This is a genomic window from Pseudomonas sp. FP2196, assembly GCF_030687715.1.
Taxonomy (GTDB): domain Bacteria; phylum Pseudomonadota; class Gammaproteobacteria; order Pseudomonadales; family Pseudomonadaceae; genus Aquipseudomonas.
In genome coordinates, this window is the sequence record NZ_CP117445.1 from 3,056,693 (window position 1) to 3,075,090 (window position 18,398).

The 18,398-nt window shown below is 56.8% G+C and carries 16 protein-coding genes; 4 read left to right on the forward strand and 12 right to left on the reverse strand.

Annotation, left to right across the window (positions count from 1 at the left end):
* Position 1 precedes the first annotated feature (1 nt).
* Positions 2-646, forward strand: coding sequence for a trimeric intracellular cation channel family protein (locus tag PSH79_RS13730; protein ID WP_305443727.1), 645 nt, complete (start codon positions 2-4; stop codon positions 644-646).
* 25 nt (positions 647-671) lie between these two features.
* Here the strand turns inward: PSH79_RS13730 and PSH79_RS13735 are convergent, their stop codons facing one another.
* The 7 genes from PSH79_RS13735 to PSH79_RS13765 all read right to left on the reverse strand — a co-directional run bounded on the left by PSH79_RS13735 (position 672) and on the right by PSH79_RS13765 (position 8,659).
* Positions 672-2,009: an aromatic acid/H+ symport family MFS transporter gene (locus PSH79_RS13735; RefSeq protein WP_305443960.1), complete on the reverse strand. Its 1,338-nt coding sequence runs from the start codon at positions 2,007-2,009 to the stop codon at positions 672-674.
* A gap of 29 nt (positions 2,010-2,038) precedes the next feature.
* Entirely contained in the window at positions 2,039-2,959 is a 921-nt protein-coding gene (locus PSH79_RS13740; protein WP_305443729.1) for a formylglycine-generating enzyme family protein, read from the reverse strand.
* Positions 2,943-4,649, reverse strand: coding sequence for an arylsulfatase (locus PSH79_RS13745; protein ID WP_305443731.1), 1,707 nt, complete (start codon positions 4,647-4,649; stop codon positions 2,943-2,945). The genes PSH79_RS13740 and PSH79_RS13745 overlap by 17 nt, the downstream gene beginning before the upstream one ends.
* Before the next feature lie 47 nt (positions 4,650-4,696).
* Positions 4,697-6,106, reverse strand: a complete 1,410-nt coding sequence (locus PSH79_RS13750; RefSeq protein ID WP_305443732.1) for an alginate export family protein — start codon at positions 6,104-6,106, stop codon at positions 4,697-4,699.
* Positions 6,107-6,236: 130 nt separating this feature from the next.
* Complete coding sequence (gene catA / locus PSH79_RS13755) at positions 6,237-7,172, reverse strand: catechol 1,2-dioxygenase (RefSeq protein ID WP_305443734.1); 936 nt, start codon at positions 7,170-7,172, stop codon at positions 6,237-6,239.
* A gap of 49 nt (positions 7,173-7,221) precedes the next feature.
* A complete protein-coding gene (gene catC / locus PSH79_RS13760) occupies positions 7,222-7,512 on the reverse strand; it encodes a muconolactone Delta-isomerase (RefSeq protein WP_110718397.1) in 291 nt (96 codons plus the stop codon).
* Positions 7,513-7,537: 25 nt separating this feature from the next.
* On the reverse strand, positions 7,538-8,659 hold the full coding sequence (locus PSH79_RS13765) for a muconate cycloisomerase family protein (protein WP_305443736.1): 1,122 nt from the start codon (positions 8,657-8,659) through the stop codon (positions 7,538-7,540).
* A gap of 150 nt (positions 8,660-8,809) precedes the next feature.
* Here PSH79_RS13765 and PSH79_RS13770 point away from each other — a divergent pair, with 150 nt between their 5' ends.
* The gene (locus PSH79_RS13770) at positions 8,810-9,682 is read left to right on the forward strand and encodes a LysR family transcriptional regulator (protein ID WP_305443738.1); all 873 of its coding nucleotides are present in this window, start codon (positions 8,810-8,812) and stop codon (positions 9,680-9,682) included.
* 30 nt (positions 9,683-9,712) lie between these two features.
* Here the strand turns inward: PSH79_RS13770 and PSH79_RS13775 are convergent, their stop codons facing one another.
* Positions 9,713-10,588 (reverse strand): LysR family transcriptional regulator, encoded by an 876-nt coding sequence (locus PSH79_RS13775; RefSeq protein WP_305443740.1) that lies wholly within the window; start codon positions 10,586-10,588, stop codon positions 9,713-9,715.
* Between the two features lie 100 nt (positions 10,589-10,688).
* Between PSH79_RS13775 and PSH79_RS13780 the strand changes: the two genes are divergently transcribed.
* The gene (locus PSH79_RS13780) at positions 10,689-12,038 is read left to right on the forward strand and encodes an MFS transporter (RefSeq protein ID WP_305443741.1); all 1,350 of its coding nucleotides are present in this window, start codon (positions 10,689-10,691) and stop codon (positions 12,036-12,038) included.
* Positions 12,039-12,122: 84 nt separating this feature from the next.
* On the opposite strand, the gene glyA is transcribed toward PSH79_RS13780, so the two are convergent.
* The 3 genes from glyA to PSH79_RS13795 are packed head-to-tail and all read right to left on the reverse strand — an operon-like array spanning position 12,123 to position 15,927.
* Positions 12,123-13,385: a serine hydroxymethyltransferase gene (gene glyA, locus PSH79_RS13785; RefSeq protein WP_305443743.1), complete on the reverse strand. Its 1,263-nt coding sequence runs from the start codon at positions 13,383-13,385 to the stop codon at positions 12,123-12,125.
* 40 nt (positions 13,386-13,425) lie between these two features.
* Positions 13,426-14,604, reverse strand: a complete 1,179-nt coding sequence (locus PSH79_RS13790; RefSeq protein ID WP_305443745.1) for a M20 aminoacylase family protein — start codon at positions 14,602-14,604, stop codon at positions 13,426-13,428.
* Between the two features lie 3 nt (positions 14,605-14,607).
* Positions 14,608-15,927, reverse strand: a complete 1,320-nt coding sequence (locus tag PSH79_RS13795) for an MFS transporter (protein ID WP_370872642.1) — start codon at positions 15,925-15,927, stop codon at positions 14,608-14,610.
* 387 nt (positions 15,928-16,314) lie between these two features.
* Here PSH79_RS13795 and PSH79_RS13800 point away from each other — a divergent pair, with 387 nt between their 5' ends.
* Positions 16,315-17,454 carry a porin gene (locus PSH79_RS13800; RefSeq protein WP_305443747.1) on the forward strand — a complete coding sequence of 380 codons (1,140 nt, stop codon included), beginning with the start codon at positions 16,315-16,317 and terminating at the stop codon, positions 17,452-17,454.
* Here PSH79_RS13800 and PSH79_RS13805 read toward each other — a convergent pair.
* The gene (locus PSH79_RS13805; RefSeq protein WP_305443749.1) at positions 17,451-18,374 is read right to left on the reverse strand and encodes a LysR family transcriptional regulator; all 924 of its coding nucleotides are present in this window, start codon (positions 18,372-18,374) and stop codon (positions 17,451-17,453) included. The two genes, PSH79_RS13800 and PSH79_RS13805, sit on opposite strands and share 4 nt — an antisense overlap.
* Positions 18,375-18,398: the final 24 nt, after the last annotated feature.

Sequence of the window (18,398 nt, forward strand, 5' to 3'; positions counted from 1 at the left end):
CATGGACACCCACCTGATCTACACCGTCATCGATCTGCTCGGCACGTTTGCATTTGGCGTGAGCGGTGCCATTGCCGCACGGCAGCAGCGCCTTGATCTGTTTGGCATTGCCACCATCACGTTCATCGTTGCCTGTGGTGGCGGGATTCTGCGGGATCTGTGTCTCGGCACACTGCCGCCGGCCGGGCTGTCGAGTTGGCGCTACCTGATCGTGTCGCTGCTCGCTTCAGCGTGGGTGGTGTGTGCTTACCCGATGGTGTGTCGAATGAAATCCCCCGTGCAACTGTTCGATTCCATTGGCCTGGGACTGTTTGCAGTGGCCGGCGCGAAAAAGGCACTGGCCGTCCACGCCGGTGCTGAGGTCGCGATATTACTGGGGATGGTTAGCGCCGTCGGTGGCGGCGTGCTCAGGGATATTCTGCTGTCACGCGTGCCCAGCATTCTGCAGCGGGAAATCTACGCGTCTGCCGCGTTGGCTGGCGCAGGAGTAGAGGTTTTGCTGAGTTACAACGGCGCCGATTCCGTGATGGCCTCGTGGCTGACCGCAGCAGGATGCACCCTGCTGCGGCTGGCGTCATTGCACTACCGTTGGCGGCTGCCCTCCACCGACGATGAACCTGGCAATCATCCGGACAGCGCTCATTAGGCTCGGCGCGAACCGGGCCCGATGCTTATTCACTGGGTTGTAACCTGGCTTCTTCGTGCGACTGCACCGTTCGACGCTTGAGAAATATCAGGATAGCCGCTGCACCAATGACTCCCGGAACGGCAAATACCAGGAAACTGGCCTGCAGTGGCAAGCTTGATCCGTGTAATACACCGCCAAGCACGGGCCCGATGATTGCGCCTATGCGGCCTATCCCCATCGCCCACCCCAAACCGGTGGAACGGACATGTGGCGGGTAATATTGAACAGCGCAGGCGTTCGCCAGAATCTGAGTGCCGATTGTGCAGGCTCCGGCAATCGCGATGAGCAAGTAGAGCATCATCAAGGGAGCCTTCACGGCCAACAGACTCAAGGACAATGCTCCGCAGGAAAAGAAAAACAACAGCACTTTGGCGATACCGACTCGATCACCCAGCCATCCGCCACCGATGGCGCCTACGATAGCTCCCGTGTTGAGCACAAACAGAAACGCCAGGCTTGAATTGAGCCCGTATCCAGCGCTGCTCATGATCTTGGGCAACCAGGAACTCAATGCGTAAACCATTAACAGGCAGCAGAAAAACGCTACCCACAAAGCGAGGGTACTGATCGTTCGCCCATCACGAAACAGTTCTCCCATCGAGGCTTTCGTTCCCTGCGAAACGTTATGGATCAGTAGGTCATCGGGTTCAGGCGCATAGGCAGGCGTCGCCTTGGCGAGCAAAAATCTGGCCCGTTCGAGTTGCCCGCTGCGCAGAAGAAAATCCATTGACTCTGGCAGTTGCTTGATCAGCAACGGCGTCAGCAACAATGGAATCAATGCGACATAGAACACCGCTTGCCATCCCCACAAGGGGATGAAGATCATGCCGAGTCCTGCCGAAAGCATCCCGCCCAGCGAGTATCCACTGAACATGATGGCGACCAGCGTACTGCGTGATTGACGAGGCGCGTACTCATTCATCAGGGCAACGACATTCGGCATGACCCCACCTATTCCCAATCCGGCAATGAAGCGACATACCGCAAAGGTTTCGGGCGTGGAGGCAAAGCCGTTCAGCGCTGTTACGCCACTGAACAGCAACACACACATCATGATGGTTTTGCGTCGGCCAATCCTGTCCGAGAGCGAACCGAAAAACAGTGCGCCCAGCATCATCCCGACAAGTGCACAACTACCGAGTGCGCCAGCCTGCAACGCAGTCAGATCCCACTCGGCCATTAAGGACGGTAGCACCACACCGTAGATCACCAGGTCGTAGCCATCAAAGATGATGATCAAAGCGCACCAGAACAGCACTCGCGCATGAAAGGCATTGAAACGGGCCCCGTCGATCAGGGCTGAAGCATCGATTTTACGCATGGCATCGCTCGTTCTTTGTTGTTGTTCAGTCATCGCCTGACACACCTGAAGCCGATGTGAGAACTGGTGGTGTCGACGGATTGTGGCGATCGAGCTGGCGCACGGTAGCGCTGGCAATAGTTGGGTGCACACAGGTGTGATCCGCCTTTGAGCACCTTCATCCCCGCCGACATCTTCTTCGCGCTTGAGCAACATGACTTTTGGGGAGCGTCATGGGTGGACTGGAAGACCGAAGTCGTCCACTCCCAGACATTGCCGATCATGTCGAACAGGCCAAACCCATTACCGGGAAAAGTGCTTACCGGAGAAGTACCCGCGAAGCCGTCGGCTTCGAGATTCTCGTGGGGAAAGGCGCCCTGCCAAGTGTTTGCCTGGTGCTGGCCATTGGGCGCCAACTCATGCCCCCAAACGAACTCGCTTGCCTGATGCCCACCCCAGGCGGCGTATTCCCACTCCTGCTCGGTAGGTAGGTCGCAACCTGCCCATTGGGCATAAGCCATGGCATCTTCGAGCCCGACGTGCACCACCGGATGATTGTCCATATTGCGTAGATTCGAACCGGGTCCCTGCGGGTGAGACCAATCAGCTCCCGGAACCAACGACCACCAGCGGCTCACATCATCCAGAAGCACAGGGCTGGTTGGCGGTATGAATACCAGCGATGCAGGTTGAAGCTGCGCGGGCGGCACACCGGGGTAGTCTTCGGGGCACAGGTGACGCTCGGCCTGCGTGACATAACCGGTGCATGCGATGAATTCGGCAAACATGACATTGGTGACCGGCGTGTCTTGAATCTCAAAACCCTCGACCTGCTCCCAATGGGCTGGTGCTTCTTCCGGGTAATGACGATCCGACCCCATCAGAAACGACCCGCCCTTCAGCCGGCGCCAGTTGGCAAGTCTGACAACGGCGTGATCCTCTTCGCTGCGCGCATCAATCGACTGTTTCATAGTGCTTAATCTCGTTGCCGAAACGGATTTTCGTCGCGAGTTGTTCATCCCATGTAATACCGTTACGCGCTTGGCACTCTTGCCATTGATTCAGCAAGGTTCGGGTAATCTGAGGATTCTGATCCGCGAGATCTGCGCGCTCGGTCGGGTCCTTGCGAATGTCGAAGAGTTCCCATTTGCCCGGCCCCCAAGGCGTATTGCTGAAGGTCATTTTCCATTTGCCTTGCAGCAGTGAGACTCGACCGAACAATTCGGTGCACTGCATCTGATCTTCCGGGTGAATGGCAGGGCTGGCCGCTTTCAGAAAGCTCAGCGCAGACGTTCCCTGCATTCTCTCAACGCTGGTATCGCGCGTTGATGGGTGTTCGACACGAGCCAGTTCCAGGAACGTGGGAGCAAGGTCTTTCACACTCATATAAGCGTCTGAAACTTCCCCGTGTCGCATACCCGGCCCGGCGATGAACGCTGCGGTACGAATGCCGCCTTCATAGGTAAAAGCCTTGTACATCCTGAAGGGTGTCGAGCTGACACGTGCCCAGTTTGGACCGTACCCACTGAATGATCCCGGCTTGCCAATATTGTCCAGTGAGTTGTCAAAGTTTTCGGCAATCCACTTCGCGTTGTTCGGCGTGACGTCCTCCGGATTACTGCCTTCTGCGCCGTTGTCGGAAAAGAACACGAACACCGTGTTGTCATACTGCCCGGTATCTTTGAGGTGCTTGACCAACTTGCCGACGTTGTCGTCCAGATTAGTGATCATTGCCGCATAGACTTCCATTCGTCGCGACTCTAACGCCCTCTCGCGAGGTGACAGCTTTTCCCAGGCGGGCCATACGCCGGGGCCGGGATTGATCTGTACATCCTGTGCGACGAGTCCTTTGTCCTTCATCCGTTTCAGGCGTGCTTCGGCGATATTTGCATAGCCTTTGTCGTAGAGGCCGCGATAGCGCTCGAGATACGCCGTGGGTACCTGCAGTGGCCAGTGCGGTGCGGTGTACGCCAGATAGGCGAAGAACGGCTTGTCGGTAGCCGCTCCAATCTGCTCAATGGCCGTGCGCGTGAAGTAATCCGACGAGTAATCGAAGTTTTTCGGGAGGTCGATATTTTCCCCATTCAATCGATAACTCGCCTTGGGATTCCTGTCGGTGGTGCCCCCTTGCGTGAAATGGTCGGCAGAGCCCTCGAGAAGCGCAAAGGACTGGTCAAAACCTCGCGCCTTCGGTCCCAGTTCAGGTGTTTTGCCAAGGTGCCATTTACCCACCATCATCGTGCGATAACCGTTGGCCTGAAGCAGCTTCGGAAAGGCCACAACGCGATCGGTCAGATAGCCCTCGTAACCGCGTTTGCCTGCCTGCTCGGGAAGTACCAGTTCGGCCATGGTGCCAACACCGGCGATGTGATTGTCGGTGCCGCTCATGAGCATTGAGCGCGTCGGTGAGCATGTCGGGGCCGTGTGGTAATTGCTGAACGTCACCCCTGCCTTCGCAATGGCGTCCAGGTTGGGTGTCTGAATTTCACTGCCAAACGCACTCAGATCCGAATAGCCCATATCATCGGCCACGATCAGCACGATGTTCGGGCGACTGTCTTTTTCTATCGAGGCTGCATGGCTGTAGGGTTGCGAAAGCAGGCTCATGCCTCCTGCCAGGGCAACGGCACAGATCATCGATGGTTTGCGTTTAACGAACATTGCGGACTCCGTTGTTATTGTTCAGCAGGCAAAGAATCGCCAAAGGATCAGAAAACGAACTGGGTGTAGATACCGAAGTAGTCAGTGTCTTTACCGCCGATATCCTCCAGGGCCGCCCCGGCCTGGACATGGGTATACATGGCGTGAACGGTCGTGAACCGGTTCACCCGCCAGTCAACGATGAAGTTGGTATTGGTTGCGACATGCCGCGCATTTCCCTGGTTCGGCGCGTAGGGAGCTGCGGTCGGGAGGTAGTAGATGCCGTCCTTGGTGCTTTCACGCATCAGGACATCGACGTTCGCTTCGAGCTTCACGTCCTGGGTCAATTTGAGCGATGCCACGGGGGCGACGTTGATCATGTTGGTGGCGGTAAACCAATTGGCATCGGTGTACACCAGACCTGATGCAAGCGCTGGCGCAACGAAGTCGCCGAGGGTGTTGTCGTTCGGATCGTCGTCGCCGCTGAACGCGTTTGCTCGAAACCCCAAGCGAGGCGTTAGCGGTACATCTTTGAAGGTGTAACCCGCCTGCGTCATCAGTCCCCAGGCGCGGATGTCCTGGCCGCCGCTGTTGCCACCCTGCACCACGGCTTCAATGTCGTAATCCCAAGGCGTGGATTGGCGATAAAACCGTACGCCATAACTGTTGCGCCGCTCATTGCCGGCGACACTGGTGTAGACCGCATTGTCGCGACCAAAGGTATAAGCGAAAACATCAATATTGCTGTCCAGAGGGCTCCAGACTGCCGTGCCGTATAACCCGGAAAAATCCTGATGTTTATCGCGCTGGTCATCGAACTTGAGCGGATCGATCTGCGTCGGACTTACCGAGAACAGCTCCCAGCGGGTCTTGCCCGGGGTTTGCCAGCCCAGCTTCACGCCGTCATAGGTGTAGCGGACGTTGGCGCCTTCGCGAAGACCGGCAAGGCGCACACTGCCCATGGGCATCACGAAACGTCCGCCCCGAACATTGAAGACTCCATAGGAATCATCACCTGTGGAGTACTCGGCGAACATTTGCTGTAGATCGGTCTTGTCGCGATTGAATCGACTCACCCGTTCGGAGAAAAACTCACGGTTATCACCCAGCTCGGTAAATACCCGCAGACCATTACTCAAATTGAGATCTGCGCTGAGTCTCAGACGCTGTTGCAGCATGCTGTTTGGATTGGCTTTCCCGCCCACACCCAGCAAGGCATGTTGATAGTCCTGATACTGGTATCTGACTTCGCCACCGATCGCGAGATAGTCTCGAGCATCACCGGACAAGGGAATGTAGCGGATAGAACCTAACGGATCGTTGCGACGGATGTTTTCATCGGCTAGGTACAGTGGGTTATCGGCCCACGCAATGGTGCTGATGGGCGGCAACTTCAATTGTGTTGCTTCTTGCGCCATGGCAAGTGATACGCCACACAAAAGAGACGAGCACAACAAGGGCTTGGAATAACTGTTCATATCTAGCCTTTCTTATTTTTATTATTACTTTTGCAGGCTGCGAATTCCCTTCAATGCCTTTCACATCATTGTGTGCATCTGGAAAAAAGTCAGGTGGCGACTTGCGTGGAGTCGCCACCCTTCCCTTGCGTCAGTCCTGAAGCACGCGCGGGCGCAAGCTTCGCTGCTCTTGCGTTACGGCCTCTGCCGGTTGCAATTGGAAGTCGAAAGACAGCTCGGCAAAACGCCCTTCTACACCACGTTTGGCACTCGATTGAGCGTCATCAATGAAGCGAACTTCACCGATCAAGCCTTCTCGCGTGGCGTAGGCGAAATCGTCCCACAGGTACTTTTCGCCTGACAGATTGATTTGAGTGGTCAGGTGGCGATAACCGGGCGCTGAAATGAAATAGTGAATATGCGCAGGACGCTGACCGTGGCGGCCAAGCAGATTCAGGCATTCCTGAGTCGGTCCTTGAGGATCGCAGCCATACCCGGACGGGACGATACTGCGAGCACGATAGCGACCGTCGGCATCCGTAACGATGCGCCGACGCAAGTTGTACGCCGATTGGGATTTATCGAAGTAGGAGTAGTTGCCTTTGGTATTGGCCTGCCACAAGTCAACGATAGCGCCCGCGACAGGCTGACCTTGCAGGTCGACGACCTGGCCTTCGATGAACAGCGTTGTCGCGACGCCCTCTTCGCTGCCATCGTCCATGCGTGCTTCGCCTTCACACAGCGGAGCGCCGGCGACATACAGCGGGCCTTCGATGGTGCGAGGCGTGCCGCCGGTGTGGCCAGCCTGTTCATCGCGGGCATCATTTAGCAAATCGAGGAAATGCTCGAGGCCAAGTCCGGCCATGAGCAGAGCGGCTTCACCGCGACCGCCCAGGCGATTCAGGTAGTCGATTGCGCTCCAGAATTCGTCATCGGTAATCTGCAGGTCTTCGATCAAACGCGCACTGTCTTGCAATACACGCAGCAGGATCTGTTTGACTCGCACGTTGCCTTGATCATTGTCCAAACCAGCAGCTTGTTTGAAAAATGCCTGGATTTCATCAGAGCTGGAAATTCTGACTGTCATGATTATGTTCCCATCTTTTTATTATGTTCAAAGTCGCAAAGAGCAACGCTTAACGATCGTCTTCGTGGATCGATGAAGGATGGCGGCAGAGCCCGGTCACTTCGATATCCATGTACGGGAACAGCGGCAATTGCATGAGCGTGTCATGCAAAGCCTCAACGCTTTCGACGTCAAAAACGCTGAAGTTGGCGTAGTGTCCAGCGATACGCCAGAGGTGCCGCCATTTGCCTTCAGTCTGTAAACGCTGCGCCAGTTCCTTTTCATCGGCTTTCAAACGCGCGGCTTTCTGTGGGTCCATGTCCACGGGAAGCTTCACCGTCATTTTTACGTGGAAGAGCATCTTTCTTATCTCCTGATAACAAGGTTTAGCGGCGACGGAAGCGGGCCAGGCGATCCTCATCGAGCGTCAGACCCAGGCCTGGTGTGGTCGGAACATGCAAGTGGAAGTCGCGGTAGACCGGTGCTTCGGTCACGATTTCTTCGGTCAGCAGCAGCGGCCCGAACAGTTCGGTTTGCCATTGCAGTTGCTCAAGCGTGATGAAGGCATGGGCCGACGCCAGCGTGCCGACGGTGCCCTCCAGCATCGTGCCGCCATACAGCGCAATGCCTGCCGCTTGGGCGATATGGGCGGTGCGCAGGACAGCGCGAGGGCCACCGTTCTTGGCGATCTTGAGGGCGAAAATACTCGCCGCGCCATCGGCGGCGAGGCTGAAAGCGTCCTCGACACATTCAATGGATTCGTCGGCCATGATTGGCGCCGGGCTGCGCTGGTTGAGACGAATCTGCCCGCCGCGATTTATCCTGGAAATAGGTTGCTCGATCAGGTCGATGCCGTTCTCCCCGAGGATTTGGCACCCCTTGATCGCTTGAGATTCGCTCCAGTATTGGTTCACGTCGACCCTGACACTGGCGCGGTCGCCAAGGGCTTTCTTGATCGCGACCACGTGAGCAAGATCTCGCTCCAGCGCGTTGGCGCCAATCTTCAGTTTGAAAATGCGGTGACGACGCAGTTCGAGCATCTGCTCGGCTTCCTGGATGTCTTTGGCGGTGTCACCACTGGCCAGCGTCCAGGCCACTTCGAGTGCATCGCGCACGCGCCCGCCCAGGAGTTCGCTTACAGGCAGACCTAAACGCTTGCCTTGGGCGTCCAGCAATGCCGTTTCGACTGCGGACCGGGCAAACGTATTGCCTTTAATGGCCTTGTCCAGACGTTGCATCGCGGCATTGATGTTCTCGGCATCCTGTCCAATCAGCAACGGTGCGAAATAGCTGTCGAGGTTGGTCTTGATGCTCTCCGGACTCTCATTGCCGTAAGCCAGCCCACCGATTGTCGTCGCTTCGCCGATGCCCTCGATACCATCACTGCAAAGCAGGCGAAGAATGACCAGGGTTTGCCCCTGCATGGTATGCATGGCCAACTTGTGCGGGCGAATGGTGGGCAAGTCGACGATGATCGTCTCAAGGCGCTCGATCCGGGTTACGTTCATTTCTGGTTCCATTGTGCGGAGGTTCAGATGTGGGTCGTGATGCCTATGCATCGATACCCACGGAATCTTGTTTGATGTAACTTAGAATCCGCGCAACGTATCCACTGCGTCCAATATTCATTTTGTCTCTCTCCATACCTCGGAGGTATCGTGGAATTAAGACATATCCGCTACTTTCAAGCGGTGGCTGAAACACTCAATTTCACCCGTGCTGCCGAACGCCTGAATATCGCCCAGCCACCGCTCAGCCGGCAGATTCAGCAACTCGAAGAGCATTTAGGTACAGCGCTGCTGGAGCGCACGCGTCCGGTGCAATTGACCGAAGCGGGCCGCTACTTCCATGAGCACAGCGGCATGCTGCTCAAGCAGCTTGAACAGCTGTGCGAGAACACTCGACGCATAGGTGAAGGGCAGCGGCAATGGCTTGGTATAGGCTTCGCGCCATCTACCCTCTATGCGCTGCTGCCTGAACTCATTCGAGAATTACGCCGCGATTCAGACCTTGAGCTTGGCTTGCAGGAAATGACCACGCTTCAGCAAATCGAGGCACTGAAAAGCGGCCGTATCGACATAGGTTTTGGTCGTATTCATTTCGACGATGGCGCCATCCATCAGCAAGTGCTTTATGAAGATCCGCTGGTCGCGGTACTGCCGACCGGGCACCGTTTGCAGGGTGAAACCATTACGCTGGAACGACTGTCGCACGAGTCCTTCGTGCTGTACCCGGCCAACCCGAGACCCAGCTACGCCGATCATGTTTTAGCGTTGTTTGCGAATCACGGTATGGGCGTGCGGGTTTCTCAATGGGCCAATGAACTGCAGACCGCCCTCGGTTTGGTGGCGGCGGGATTAGGTATCACTTTGGTCCCCGCGTCTGTTCAGCAGCAACATCGTGCGGACCTCACCTATGCGCCCATTCAGGATTCCGAAGCGGTATCGCCGATTATCTTGAGTCGCCGGGCTGGCGACATCAGTCCAATGATTCAACGCTGTCTGGCAATCATTACGGCCATCAACCACTGAGTATCAGGCTGGGCATCAAGCGAAACAGGATCATCGAGTACTGGTGGCCAATCCCAAACCACAGGGCGCCAGTAACTTCACGATTGCATCGGCGGTCCTGCGTATCACCGTGTCGTTTCGCCGATCAGGGTGCATGGCCACCCAAATATCGAGATCGAGCATCGGCTGATCGCTTTCCAGTCTGATCAGCCGAGGATCCGGATCGCCGATGAAGCAAGGTAATCCCGCAACCGCAATGCCGGTGCACGCCGCGTCGTACTGCTGACTCAAGTCGGTCACCTCACAGGCGACGCGCCTGGATCCGATGATTTCGTAGAGCCAACGTTTGTGCGCAAAGTCGAAGTCTGGATCGTTATAACCGACAAATTCCCAAGCGTGCTCATCATGGATGTTGTGGTAGTCAGGCGCGGCATAGAGACCAAACTTCATGACCCCGACTTTGCGGACGATGTCCGTGTCCTCGATCGGCGATGCAAGCCGCAGTGCCAGATCAGCCTCAAGCCTGGACAGTGAAACAACATGGGAGTCGCTAAGAATTGAGAGTTGCACTGGCGGTTCCATGCGACACAGCATTGCCACATTCGGCGTCAGGAAGTGCCTCGACAAGATAGGCGGCGCCGAGATCGTTACCTTCGATCGCACTGTAGAGCTGGCGGTCAAGCACTTGCGCGCGATTGCGAAAGCCCTCGAGTCGATTTCGGCGACATCATCCAATAACTGCTGCCCGATAGCCGTCAACGGTGATTCACGCGTGAGCCTGTCAACAAGCCGAACATTGAGTTCAGACTCCAACGCAGCGAGGCGCCGACTGACGGTTGCCTGATTGACACGTAAAGCCCTGGCAGCCCCTGAAAGACTTCCAGCCCGTGCGATCGCCAAGAAATAGCGTAGATCTTCCCAGTTCATAAGCCATGCAGATATGCATTGATAGTGCGCGGATTCTAGTATTTACGCATGTCACGTCAACCGTTACTTTCAGGCCCATTCTTATTAATGCGAACCCGATATGCCCAAAACATCCTTAGCTGCGATTCAAATCGCAGCCTGTCTCGGTTTCTTGGTTGTCCAGCTTGACGTCAGCATCGTCAACGTAGGGCTCGGAACGTTGAAGGCAGCATTCGACACCAATCTCACTGGCCTCCAATGGGTGATCAACAGCTATGCACTGGCATTTTCGGCCTTGCTGATTCTCGGCGGTGCATGGGGTGACAAGTTCGGCGCCAAGACAATCTTCGCGGTGGGGTTTGTAATTTTTACAGCCGCCTCAATTGGCTGCGGACTGTCAAACAGCATGACGATGCTCATTGGTATGCGTGTCGTTCAAGGTATCGGGGCCGCCCTGCTGGTTCCAACCTCCTTGACGTTGATCAGAGTCAGTTTTCAAGACCCTGAAAAACGGCGCTCGGCCGTGGCAATGTGGGGCGCGTGCGGCGGCATCGCCTTGGCTGCCGGTCCAGTGATCGGTGGATTGTTGATTGAGTCACTCGGCTGGCGCAGCATTTTCCTGCTTAACGTACCTATTGGCATTCTCGCGGTGGTATTGATCCTGCGTCATGCCCCGCAGTCGCCTCGCACTGATCAGAAAGTGGATGCGCTGGGCCAAATCTGTATTGCTGCCTGCCTGGCGTCACTGACCTATGCACTGACCGAGTCAGGTGCTATCGGCTGGAGCACTGAAACCCTTTCAATCCTGTTGCTCGCCGGCGTGTGTGCAGTGGCCTTCGTGCTCATCGAGCGACGTATCAAACATCCGATGCTTCCAGCCCGATTGGCCAAAAACAGGATCCTCGCCACCACCGCTCTGGCTGGTGCAGCGATCAACTTGACGTTCTACGGCACGGTCTTCGTGTTCAGCATCTACTTTCAGTTGTTCCTGCACTACGATGCTTTCCGCACGGGGCTGGCGTTTATTCCACTGACAGCGGTGCTGACCATCTCTACGATGGTGTCGTCCCGGATTGCCAAACGCGTAAGCGCCGCAAAAATCATCACGACCGGATTCCTGATTCAGATCATCGGCTTCCTGGCTCTGTCCCAAGTCACTGCACAGACATCGCTCTGGTACTTGAACGTCGCTTTGATGATCGTAGGCATCGGTAGCGCTTCGTCCGTTCCTTCGATTACCAATTCAATGTTGTCAGCGGTCTCTCAGCAAGACGCCGGTATGGCCTCTGGATTAATGGCTTCCGCACGTCAATTAGGCGGGGTCATCGGCGTAGCGGTGTTCGGCGGACTGATCAGCAGCACCGCGCCCGAAGCGTTTGCCCAGGGCTTATCCAACTCAATGCTCCTCTCGGCTGCCGCTCTTTTGTTCTGCATTTGCGTCAACCATTGGGTAAACCGCAAGTCGTCCTGAACATTGGGGACTTACCATCATTCGATGATGGACTTGCTTATCGGTGTACCCGCTGGCACCAAGGTTTCCAGCCTCAGGTGATCCTCAATCGCAAGTAGATTGGTAAACCGGGAACCGTTGGCACAACTGCGCGACCTGCCGAGCGACGTGCGCTTCGACGTCAGCATCACCCAAGTGATCAAGCACATCGCAGATCCAACTGGCGAGCGCCCGGCACTCCTCCCCCGTAAAGCCTCGCGTGGTCACCGCCGCCGTGCCTATCCGCAGCCCGGAAGTCACGAACGGCGACTGGGGATCATTCGGCACTGCGTTTTTGTTGACCGTGATGCCGCAGCGTTCCAGCGCAGCGTCGGCGTCCTTGCCGGTAATGCCCTGGCGAATCAGGCTGAGCAGAAACAGGTGGTTGTCGGTGCCTCCGGAGACGACGTCATAACCCCGCTGGATAAAGGTTTGCGCCATGACTTGGGCGTTCTCGATGACACTTGCCTGGTAGGTCTTGAAGGCCGGCAGCGCCGCTTCCTTGAAGCACACGGCCTTAGCGGCGATAACTTGCATCAACGGCCCGCCCTGACTACCGGGGAACACTGCCGAGTCGAGTTTTTTCTCAAGTTCGGGATTGCTTCTGGCCAGGATCAGCCCTCCGCGTGGGCCGCGCAGCGTTTTGTGCGTGGTGCTGGTCACTACATCAGCGTAAGGCAGCGGATTCGGATACAACCCCGCCGCCACCAGCCCCGCCACGTGTGCCATATCAACCATCAGCAACGCCCCGACTTTATCGGCAATGGCCCGAAAGCGTGGGAAGTCCAACGTGCGTGAATACGCCGAGAAACCCGCGACGATCATACGGGGTTGATGCTCGACGGCCAGGCGCTCGACTTCGTCATAGTCAATCAATCCGCCAGCATCAGTGCCGTACTGTACGGCGTGGTAGAGCTTGCCGGAAGCTGACACCTTGGCACCGTGAGTCAAGTGGCCGCCATGCGCAAGGCTCATACCAAGCAACGTGTCGCCAGGCTTCAATAGTGCAAGGTAAACGGCACTGTTGGCCGACGAGCCTGAGTGTGGCTGGACGTTGGCATAATCCGCACCGAACAGCTGTTTAGCCCGATCAATCGCCATTTGTTCGATGACATCGACGTGGGCGCAACCACCGTAGTAGCGCTTCCCGGGATAGCCTTCAGCGTACTTGTTGGTCAACAAGGTGCCTTGCGCCTGCATCACCTGCGGGCTGGCATAGTTCTCCGAAGCAATCAGCTCAATGTGTCGCTCCTGACGTCGGGACTCGTCGGTAATAGCGGCGGCCAATGTTGGATCGAAATCAGCGAGGGACAGGCTTTTCTGGAACATGAATTTTCCTTGAACAATGTTTTAAGGCTGATCAGGGTGGTCAGACGAGAAAATCTTCCACCAGTTTTACCCAGCAATCGGCGCCCAACCGGATCAGCTCATCATTGAAGTCGTAGTGCGGGTTGTGCACGGAGCAGCCGTGAAACTCGCCCTCACCATTACCCAGTAAGAAATAGCACCCCGGCACTTCTGTTAGCATCCAGGCGAAGTCCTCGGTGGCCATGACCTTCGGTCCGCGGCTTTGCAGGTGGCCAGGTTCAAAGAGTGGTGCAAGGCTTTCGCGCACTCGTTGCGTTTCGGTCTCGTCATTGATTAGGGCGGGGGCCAGCGGGGTAATTTCCAGGTCAATGCTCACGCCGAATGATTGCTCGTGACCGCGAACGATCTGTTCGAGTCGCTGATTGATCTTTTGCTGAGTTTGCGGGGTGTCGGTACGCACACTGATCAGCATGCTGGCCTCATCAGGAATGATGTTGTAGACACTCCCGGCCTGTAGCATGCCGATGCTGATGACCGCGTATTCCTCCGGGCCGAGGTTGCGCGACTTGATGGTCTGGATCGCGTTGATCAGGCTGGCTACAACAGGCAATGGATCAACCGATTTCTCTGGCATGGCGCCGTGTCCACCTTGCCCACTGACGCGCAGCGATACACGTTGCGAGGATGCCATGGTGGGTCCCGCCTGAATCACAGCCGTGCCCAAGGGGTAACCAGGCATGTTATGCAGCGCGAAAATCGCATCGCAGGGAAATCGCTGGAACAGGCCGTCGTCGATCATCGCCTTGGCCCCACACAAGCCCTCCTCGTCCGGTTGGAAAATCAAATTCAGGGTGCCGTTGAATTCGCCGTGGGTTGCCAGACGATAAGCCGCCGCGAGCAGGATCGCGGTATGCCCGTCATGCCCGCAGGCATGCATGCGATCGGCAATCTGGCTGGCATGCGCAAAGGTGTTTTTTTCTTGCATGGGCAGCGCGTCCATATCGGCGCGCAGACCGATACGGCGTGTGCCCTCGCCTCTTTTCAGGACGCCGACCAGGCCATGTCCGCCGATACCGCGATGCAGCTCATAGCCCCATTGCGTCAGTTTGGCAGCGACCAGTTCCGCGGTGTTCGGGGTTTCGCCGCCCAGTTCAGGCGCTGCATGGATTTGTCGGCGCAAGGCGATGAAGCTCTGCAGTTCGGTGTCGCTCAACGCTGATTGGTTTTGTTGATTGCGCATGGGTCAGTCTCGTCCAATGTTTTCCGGGAACAATTTCAAGCAGCACAGGCTGATTACCCCGCCCACTAGCAGGTAGAACGCGGGGGCCGTGGGTGTGTTGAGTGCCGAGGTAAGCCAAGTGGCGATCAACGGCGAGAAGCCGCCGAACAGGGTGACGCCAAAGCTGTAACTCACCGAGGTGCCGAGCGCTCGGTGTGGCTTGGCAAAGCCTTCCATGATCATCGCGAAAAACGCCCCGGAGCCCACACACCCGGGCAGTACCAGAAGCGCGACGATCAGCATCGCGATGTACAAGTCAGTGCTATGCGACAACAGCCATAGCGCGGGCCATGCTGCGATAACCGGCAAGGTAATTGTCCAAACCAGCAGTTTTTTGCGCAGGCCGTGGCGGTCGGCGTAGCGCCCTGCTATCGGCGTGATGATCGCCAGGCACGCCGCTGAAGCGCAGGCAATCGCCAAGGCGCTGCGCTGCGGATAATGCAGTGCACTGACCAGATACGCCGGCATGTAGAAAATGAACAGGTACATGCTGATGGTTGCGCTCGCCATCAATCCGGTGGCGAGTACGGTATTGCGCAGATCAATGACCTCACGCCAGCCGGGTTTGTGCACGGTGGATGGTGAAGAGCTGATGACGGGCGCTTCAAGGGTTTCCGGCAGGCAGCGGCGGATGTACCAGCCGACAGGTCCAATCAGCAAACCGATGACAAAAGGGATGCGCCAACCCCACGCTTCCAGGTCTGGCGTAGTCATGACACTGCTCAGGAGAAGACCGATTCCAGCCCCTACCAGCGCCGCGTAACCCTGGCTCGCAGCCTGCCAGCTGACATTACGGCAACGATTTTTCGTCGCCGACGATTCCATCATCAACACCGAGGCGGTGCCGACTTCTCCACCGGCAGAAAAACCTTGAGTCAGCCGGCCGATAACCAGCAGAGCAGTGCCCAATACTCCTGCTTGCTGATAAGTGGGGGCGAAAGCGATCAACGCCGTACCCAGTGTCATCAGTGCAATAGTCAGCGTTAGCGCGGCCTTGCGCCCTTTTCTATCGGCGAAACGGCCAATCACCATCGCGCCGACCGGACGCATCAAAAAGCCTACCCCGAACGCCGTCAGCGACATCAGCAATGAGGCGATCGGAGACTGGGCCGGGAAAAAGTTCTTGGCGATGATCACGGCAAAAAAGCTGTAGATCGTGAAGTCGTACATCTCCAGGGCATTGCCCAGGGCGCACGCTACGGTGGCTTTTCTGGAGTTGGTGGTGGCCGGATTGGAACGCATCGTTCCGTTGGCCAAGGAAGTGTCCGAGTGCAGGGTCGTCATGGAACGCTCCGAATTCTTATTGGCGTTATTCGACGCCAACTATCGGGGAACTCGGAGGACGAATCACTTGCGCTTTTTGCAGGCAATTAACCAATGGTTAACTTGTTTGCGTCACGTCCTTTGAACACGCTCCACATCAGTGCTCAGCGAGGACTTGTAGGCGGGTATTGCACCAATGCCTTCCATTTTTCAGACTCATGCAGCCGGCGAATCGATGCAATCGTGCTTTTTTTGAGACCTTTCCACATGCCTGCTGGCCTCAATGTAGCGGTCCCCCCTTAGTAAATTAACCAATAAGCATACCCATGCAAAATTCACTATTTTCACCGGTTTTTATTTTCGTGGAGGCTGCGACTCATCAGCCATCACGTCCATGGAGCGTCTTAAATGGGTCTGTCCGCCGCGCGCAACTCTTCATTGACCGCTTTGCTGTTAGGGCTCGGGCTACCGACGTGCAGCCAGGCTGAGGGATTTCCTGCGATCGCCCGAGTAGCGCCGGGATTTGGCTATTACAACGTCGATAAGGGCTACACCGACAAGCTCAATGTCTACGGCACGCTCGATGCTTTTGTGAATTACCAGGACCCGGGCCATCACTCCGGAACCAAACTTGCGGGCGGTGGCGCCTGGACCAATAAGCTCGGGCTTTACATGCGCAAGGCCCTCAACCCGGACACGGTGCTGGAGTTCGATGTCGAGGAAGGTTTCAACCTCAATGGCCAAGCGCTGGACGGGCACTGGAAGCAGGTCGGCACGCTACGCCTGGCAGTGGCGGCGCTGCGTTCGCGGGACTACGGCAAGTTGGAGTTCGGTAAAACCTATGGCATGGGCACGCCGACGTTTGCTGATCCGTTCCTGGCCACCTACGGTTCGCCCTATACCTACCTCACCAGCCCGCCGGCCGGGCGCGGTGCCTATTATCTGGATATGCGACCCAAGCACACCCTGGCCTACACCACGCCAAAATTCGCCGGTTTCAGCGTGGCCACCGCCGTCAGCCTGGGCCTGAACGATACCGCCAGCTCCGGCAAAACCGTGCGCGGCAAAGGCATGAGTGTTCAGTACAGCAATGCGCAGTGGATTTTGTTGGGCTCATTCAATGATTACTTGAGCGACCCATGGGATGACGGCGAACGCCAGCGACAAACCCACAACTATTTCAAAAGCGCTTCAGCGTTTTATGACTTCGGGCCGCTGTCTGCCAATGTCACCTGGCAGCGCCAGGACGTCGACTACCACGCGACGCCGAGCATGAGCGCATGGACGTTGGGCCTTTCTGCGCCCGTCGGCAAAGCCGATGTGGCGCGCATGGCACTGGTCAAGCGCGACATCGAATTCGGCGACAAGGATGCTATCGGGATCATGCTCGGCTACGACCACTTCCTGAAGAAGAACTGGGCCATCTACGGGCGGGTCGCCCTGATCGAGAACCGCCCCCAATCCGCCATCAGCTATGCGGGAATCCCCCTCGAGCAAACTGGCGACGACCCCAGCAACCTGGCCGTCGGCATGTACTACCACTTCTAGTAAGCCGGCTCTGCCGATGACTCAGCGGCCAGCTTGGATTTGAGACCGTAAAACAGATCTCTCGCCGGCGACGTCAGCGAATGGCGGTCAACGCACACCAGATAAATCGGGTATTCCGGGATGACCTCCTCGACTTCAACGAGGACCAGTTCCGGTACCCGTCCCGGTGGCAGTGCGCTGCCTAGCGCAAGATTGCTCAGCGTCATGAACGCGTCGGCATTCTCGACCAGGCGCAAGGCCAGAAACAGCGAGGCGCACTCGATGACCTTCTGCGGCGGATGAATATCGTTGACCTCAAACATTTGGTAGAACTGCGACGATTGGTCGTCTACCTCGTCCAGGCTGATCCAGTTGGCGTACTGTAATTGCCGCAACGAGGGCGAATGCCGCATCGGGTTGTTCGGACTACATACCACCGTGCCCTTGATCCGGTGGAGAGCTTCCCAATCGAGATTCAGACGTTGAGTGTTTTGTTGAGACGTCAGGGCAAAGTCCAGGCTCCCGTCGCGCAAACGCTGGACGATATGGCTGGGGCGCAGCTCGATGAGTTTGATCCGCACCCGGGGGTTTTTCGCCTGGTAGTCACTGATGCACTTCTCAAAACCCGGCAGCATGGCTGTCAGTGAAGTGACGCCGACAGCGACCTCTCCCACGGCCATGTCGTGGATATTATCGGCCTCGATCTGCAGGCGCCGCATACTCTCGACCGCCATGTGGGCATGACGGATGATCCGCCGTCCTTCATCAGTCAACGACATGCCTTTGTAGGAACGCTGCAGCAGGGTCAGGCCCAACTCGCGCTCCAGATCTTTGATGGAACGGCTCAACGCAGGCTGGGTGACATGCAGCATCTGCGAGGCTTCATTGATGCTGCCGCACTGGTTGATCGCGACCAAGGCTCTGATTTGATGGAATTTCACGGTGTCCGACTCGCTTTTTATTTG

Coding starts and splice junctions, on each gene's coding strand:
- PSH79_RS13730 (WP_305443727.1), top strand. CDS start 2: ATGGACACCCACCTGATCTACACCGTCATCGATCTGCTCGGCACGTTT.
- PSH79_RS13735 (WP_305443960.1), bottom strand. CDS start 2,009: ATGCGTAAAATCGATGCTTCAGCCCTGATCGACGGGGCCCGTTTCAAT.
- PSH79_RS13740 (WP_305443729.1), bottom strand. CDS start 2,959: ATGAAACAGTCGATTGATGCGCGCAGCGAAGAGGATCACGCCGTTGTC.
- PSH79_RS13745 (WP_305443731.1), bottom strand. CDS start 4,649: ATGTTCGTTAAACGCAAACCATCGATGATCTGTGCCGTTGCCCTGGCA.
- PSH79_RS13750 (WP_305443732.1), bottom strand. CDS start 6,106: ATGAACAGTTATTCCAAGCCCTTGTTGTGCTCGTCTCTTTTGTGTGGC.
- catA (WP_305443734.1), bottom strand. CDS start 7,172: ATGACAGTCAGAATTTCCAGCTCTGATGAAATCCAGGCATTTTTCAAA.
- catC (WP_110718397.1), bottom strand. CDS start 7,512: ATGCTCTTCCACGTAAAAATGACGGTGAAGCTTCCCGTGGACATGGAC.
- PSH79_RS13765 (WP_305443736.1), bottom strand. CDS start 8,659: ATGAACGTAACCCGGATCGAGCGCCTTGAGACGATCATCGTCGACTTG.
- PSH79_RS13775 (WP_305443740.1), bottom strand. CDS start 10,588: ATGAACTGGGAAGATCTACGCTATTTCTTGGCGATCGCACGGGCTGGA.
- PSH79_RS13780 (WP_305443741.1), top strand. CDS start 10,689: ATGCCCAAAACATCCTTAGCTGCGATTCAAATCGCAGCCTGTCTCGGT.
- glyA (WP_305443743.1), bottom strand. CDS start 13,385: ATGTTCCAGAAAAGCCTGTCCCTCGCTGATTTCGATCCAACATTGGCC.
- PSH79_RS13790 (WP_305443745.1), bottom strand. CDS start 14,604: ATGCGCAATCAACAAAACCAATCAGCGTTGAGCGACACCGAACTGCAG.
- PSH79_RS13795 (WP_370872642.1), bottom strand. CDS start 15,927: ATGACGACCCTGCACTCGGACACTTCCTTGGCCAACGGAACGATGCGT.
- PSH79_RS13800 (WP_305443747.1), top strand. CDS start 16,315: ATGGGTCTGTCCGCCGCGCGCAACTCTTCATTGACCGCTTTGCTGTTA.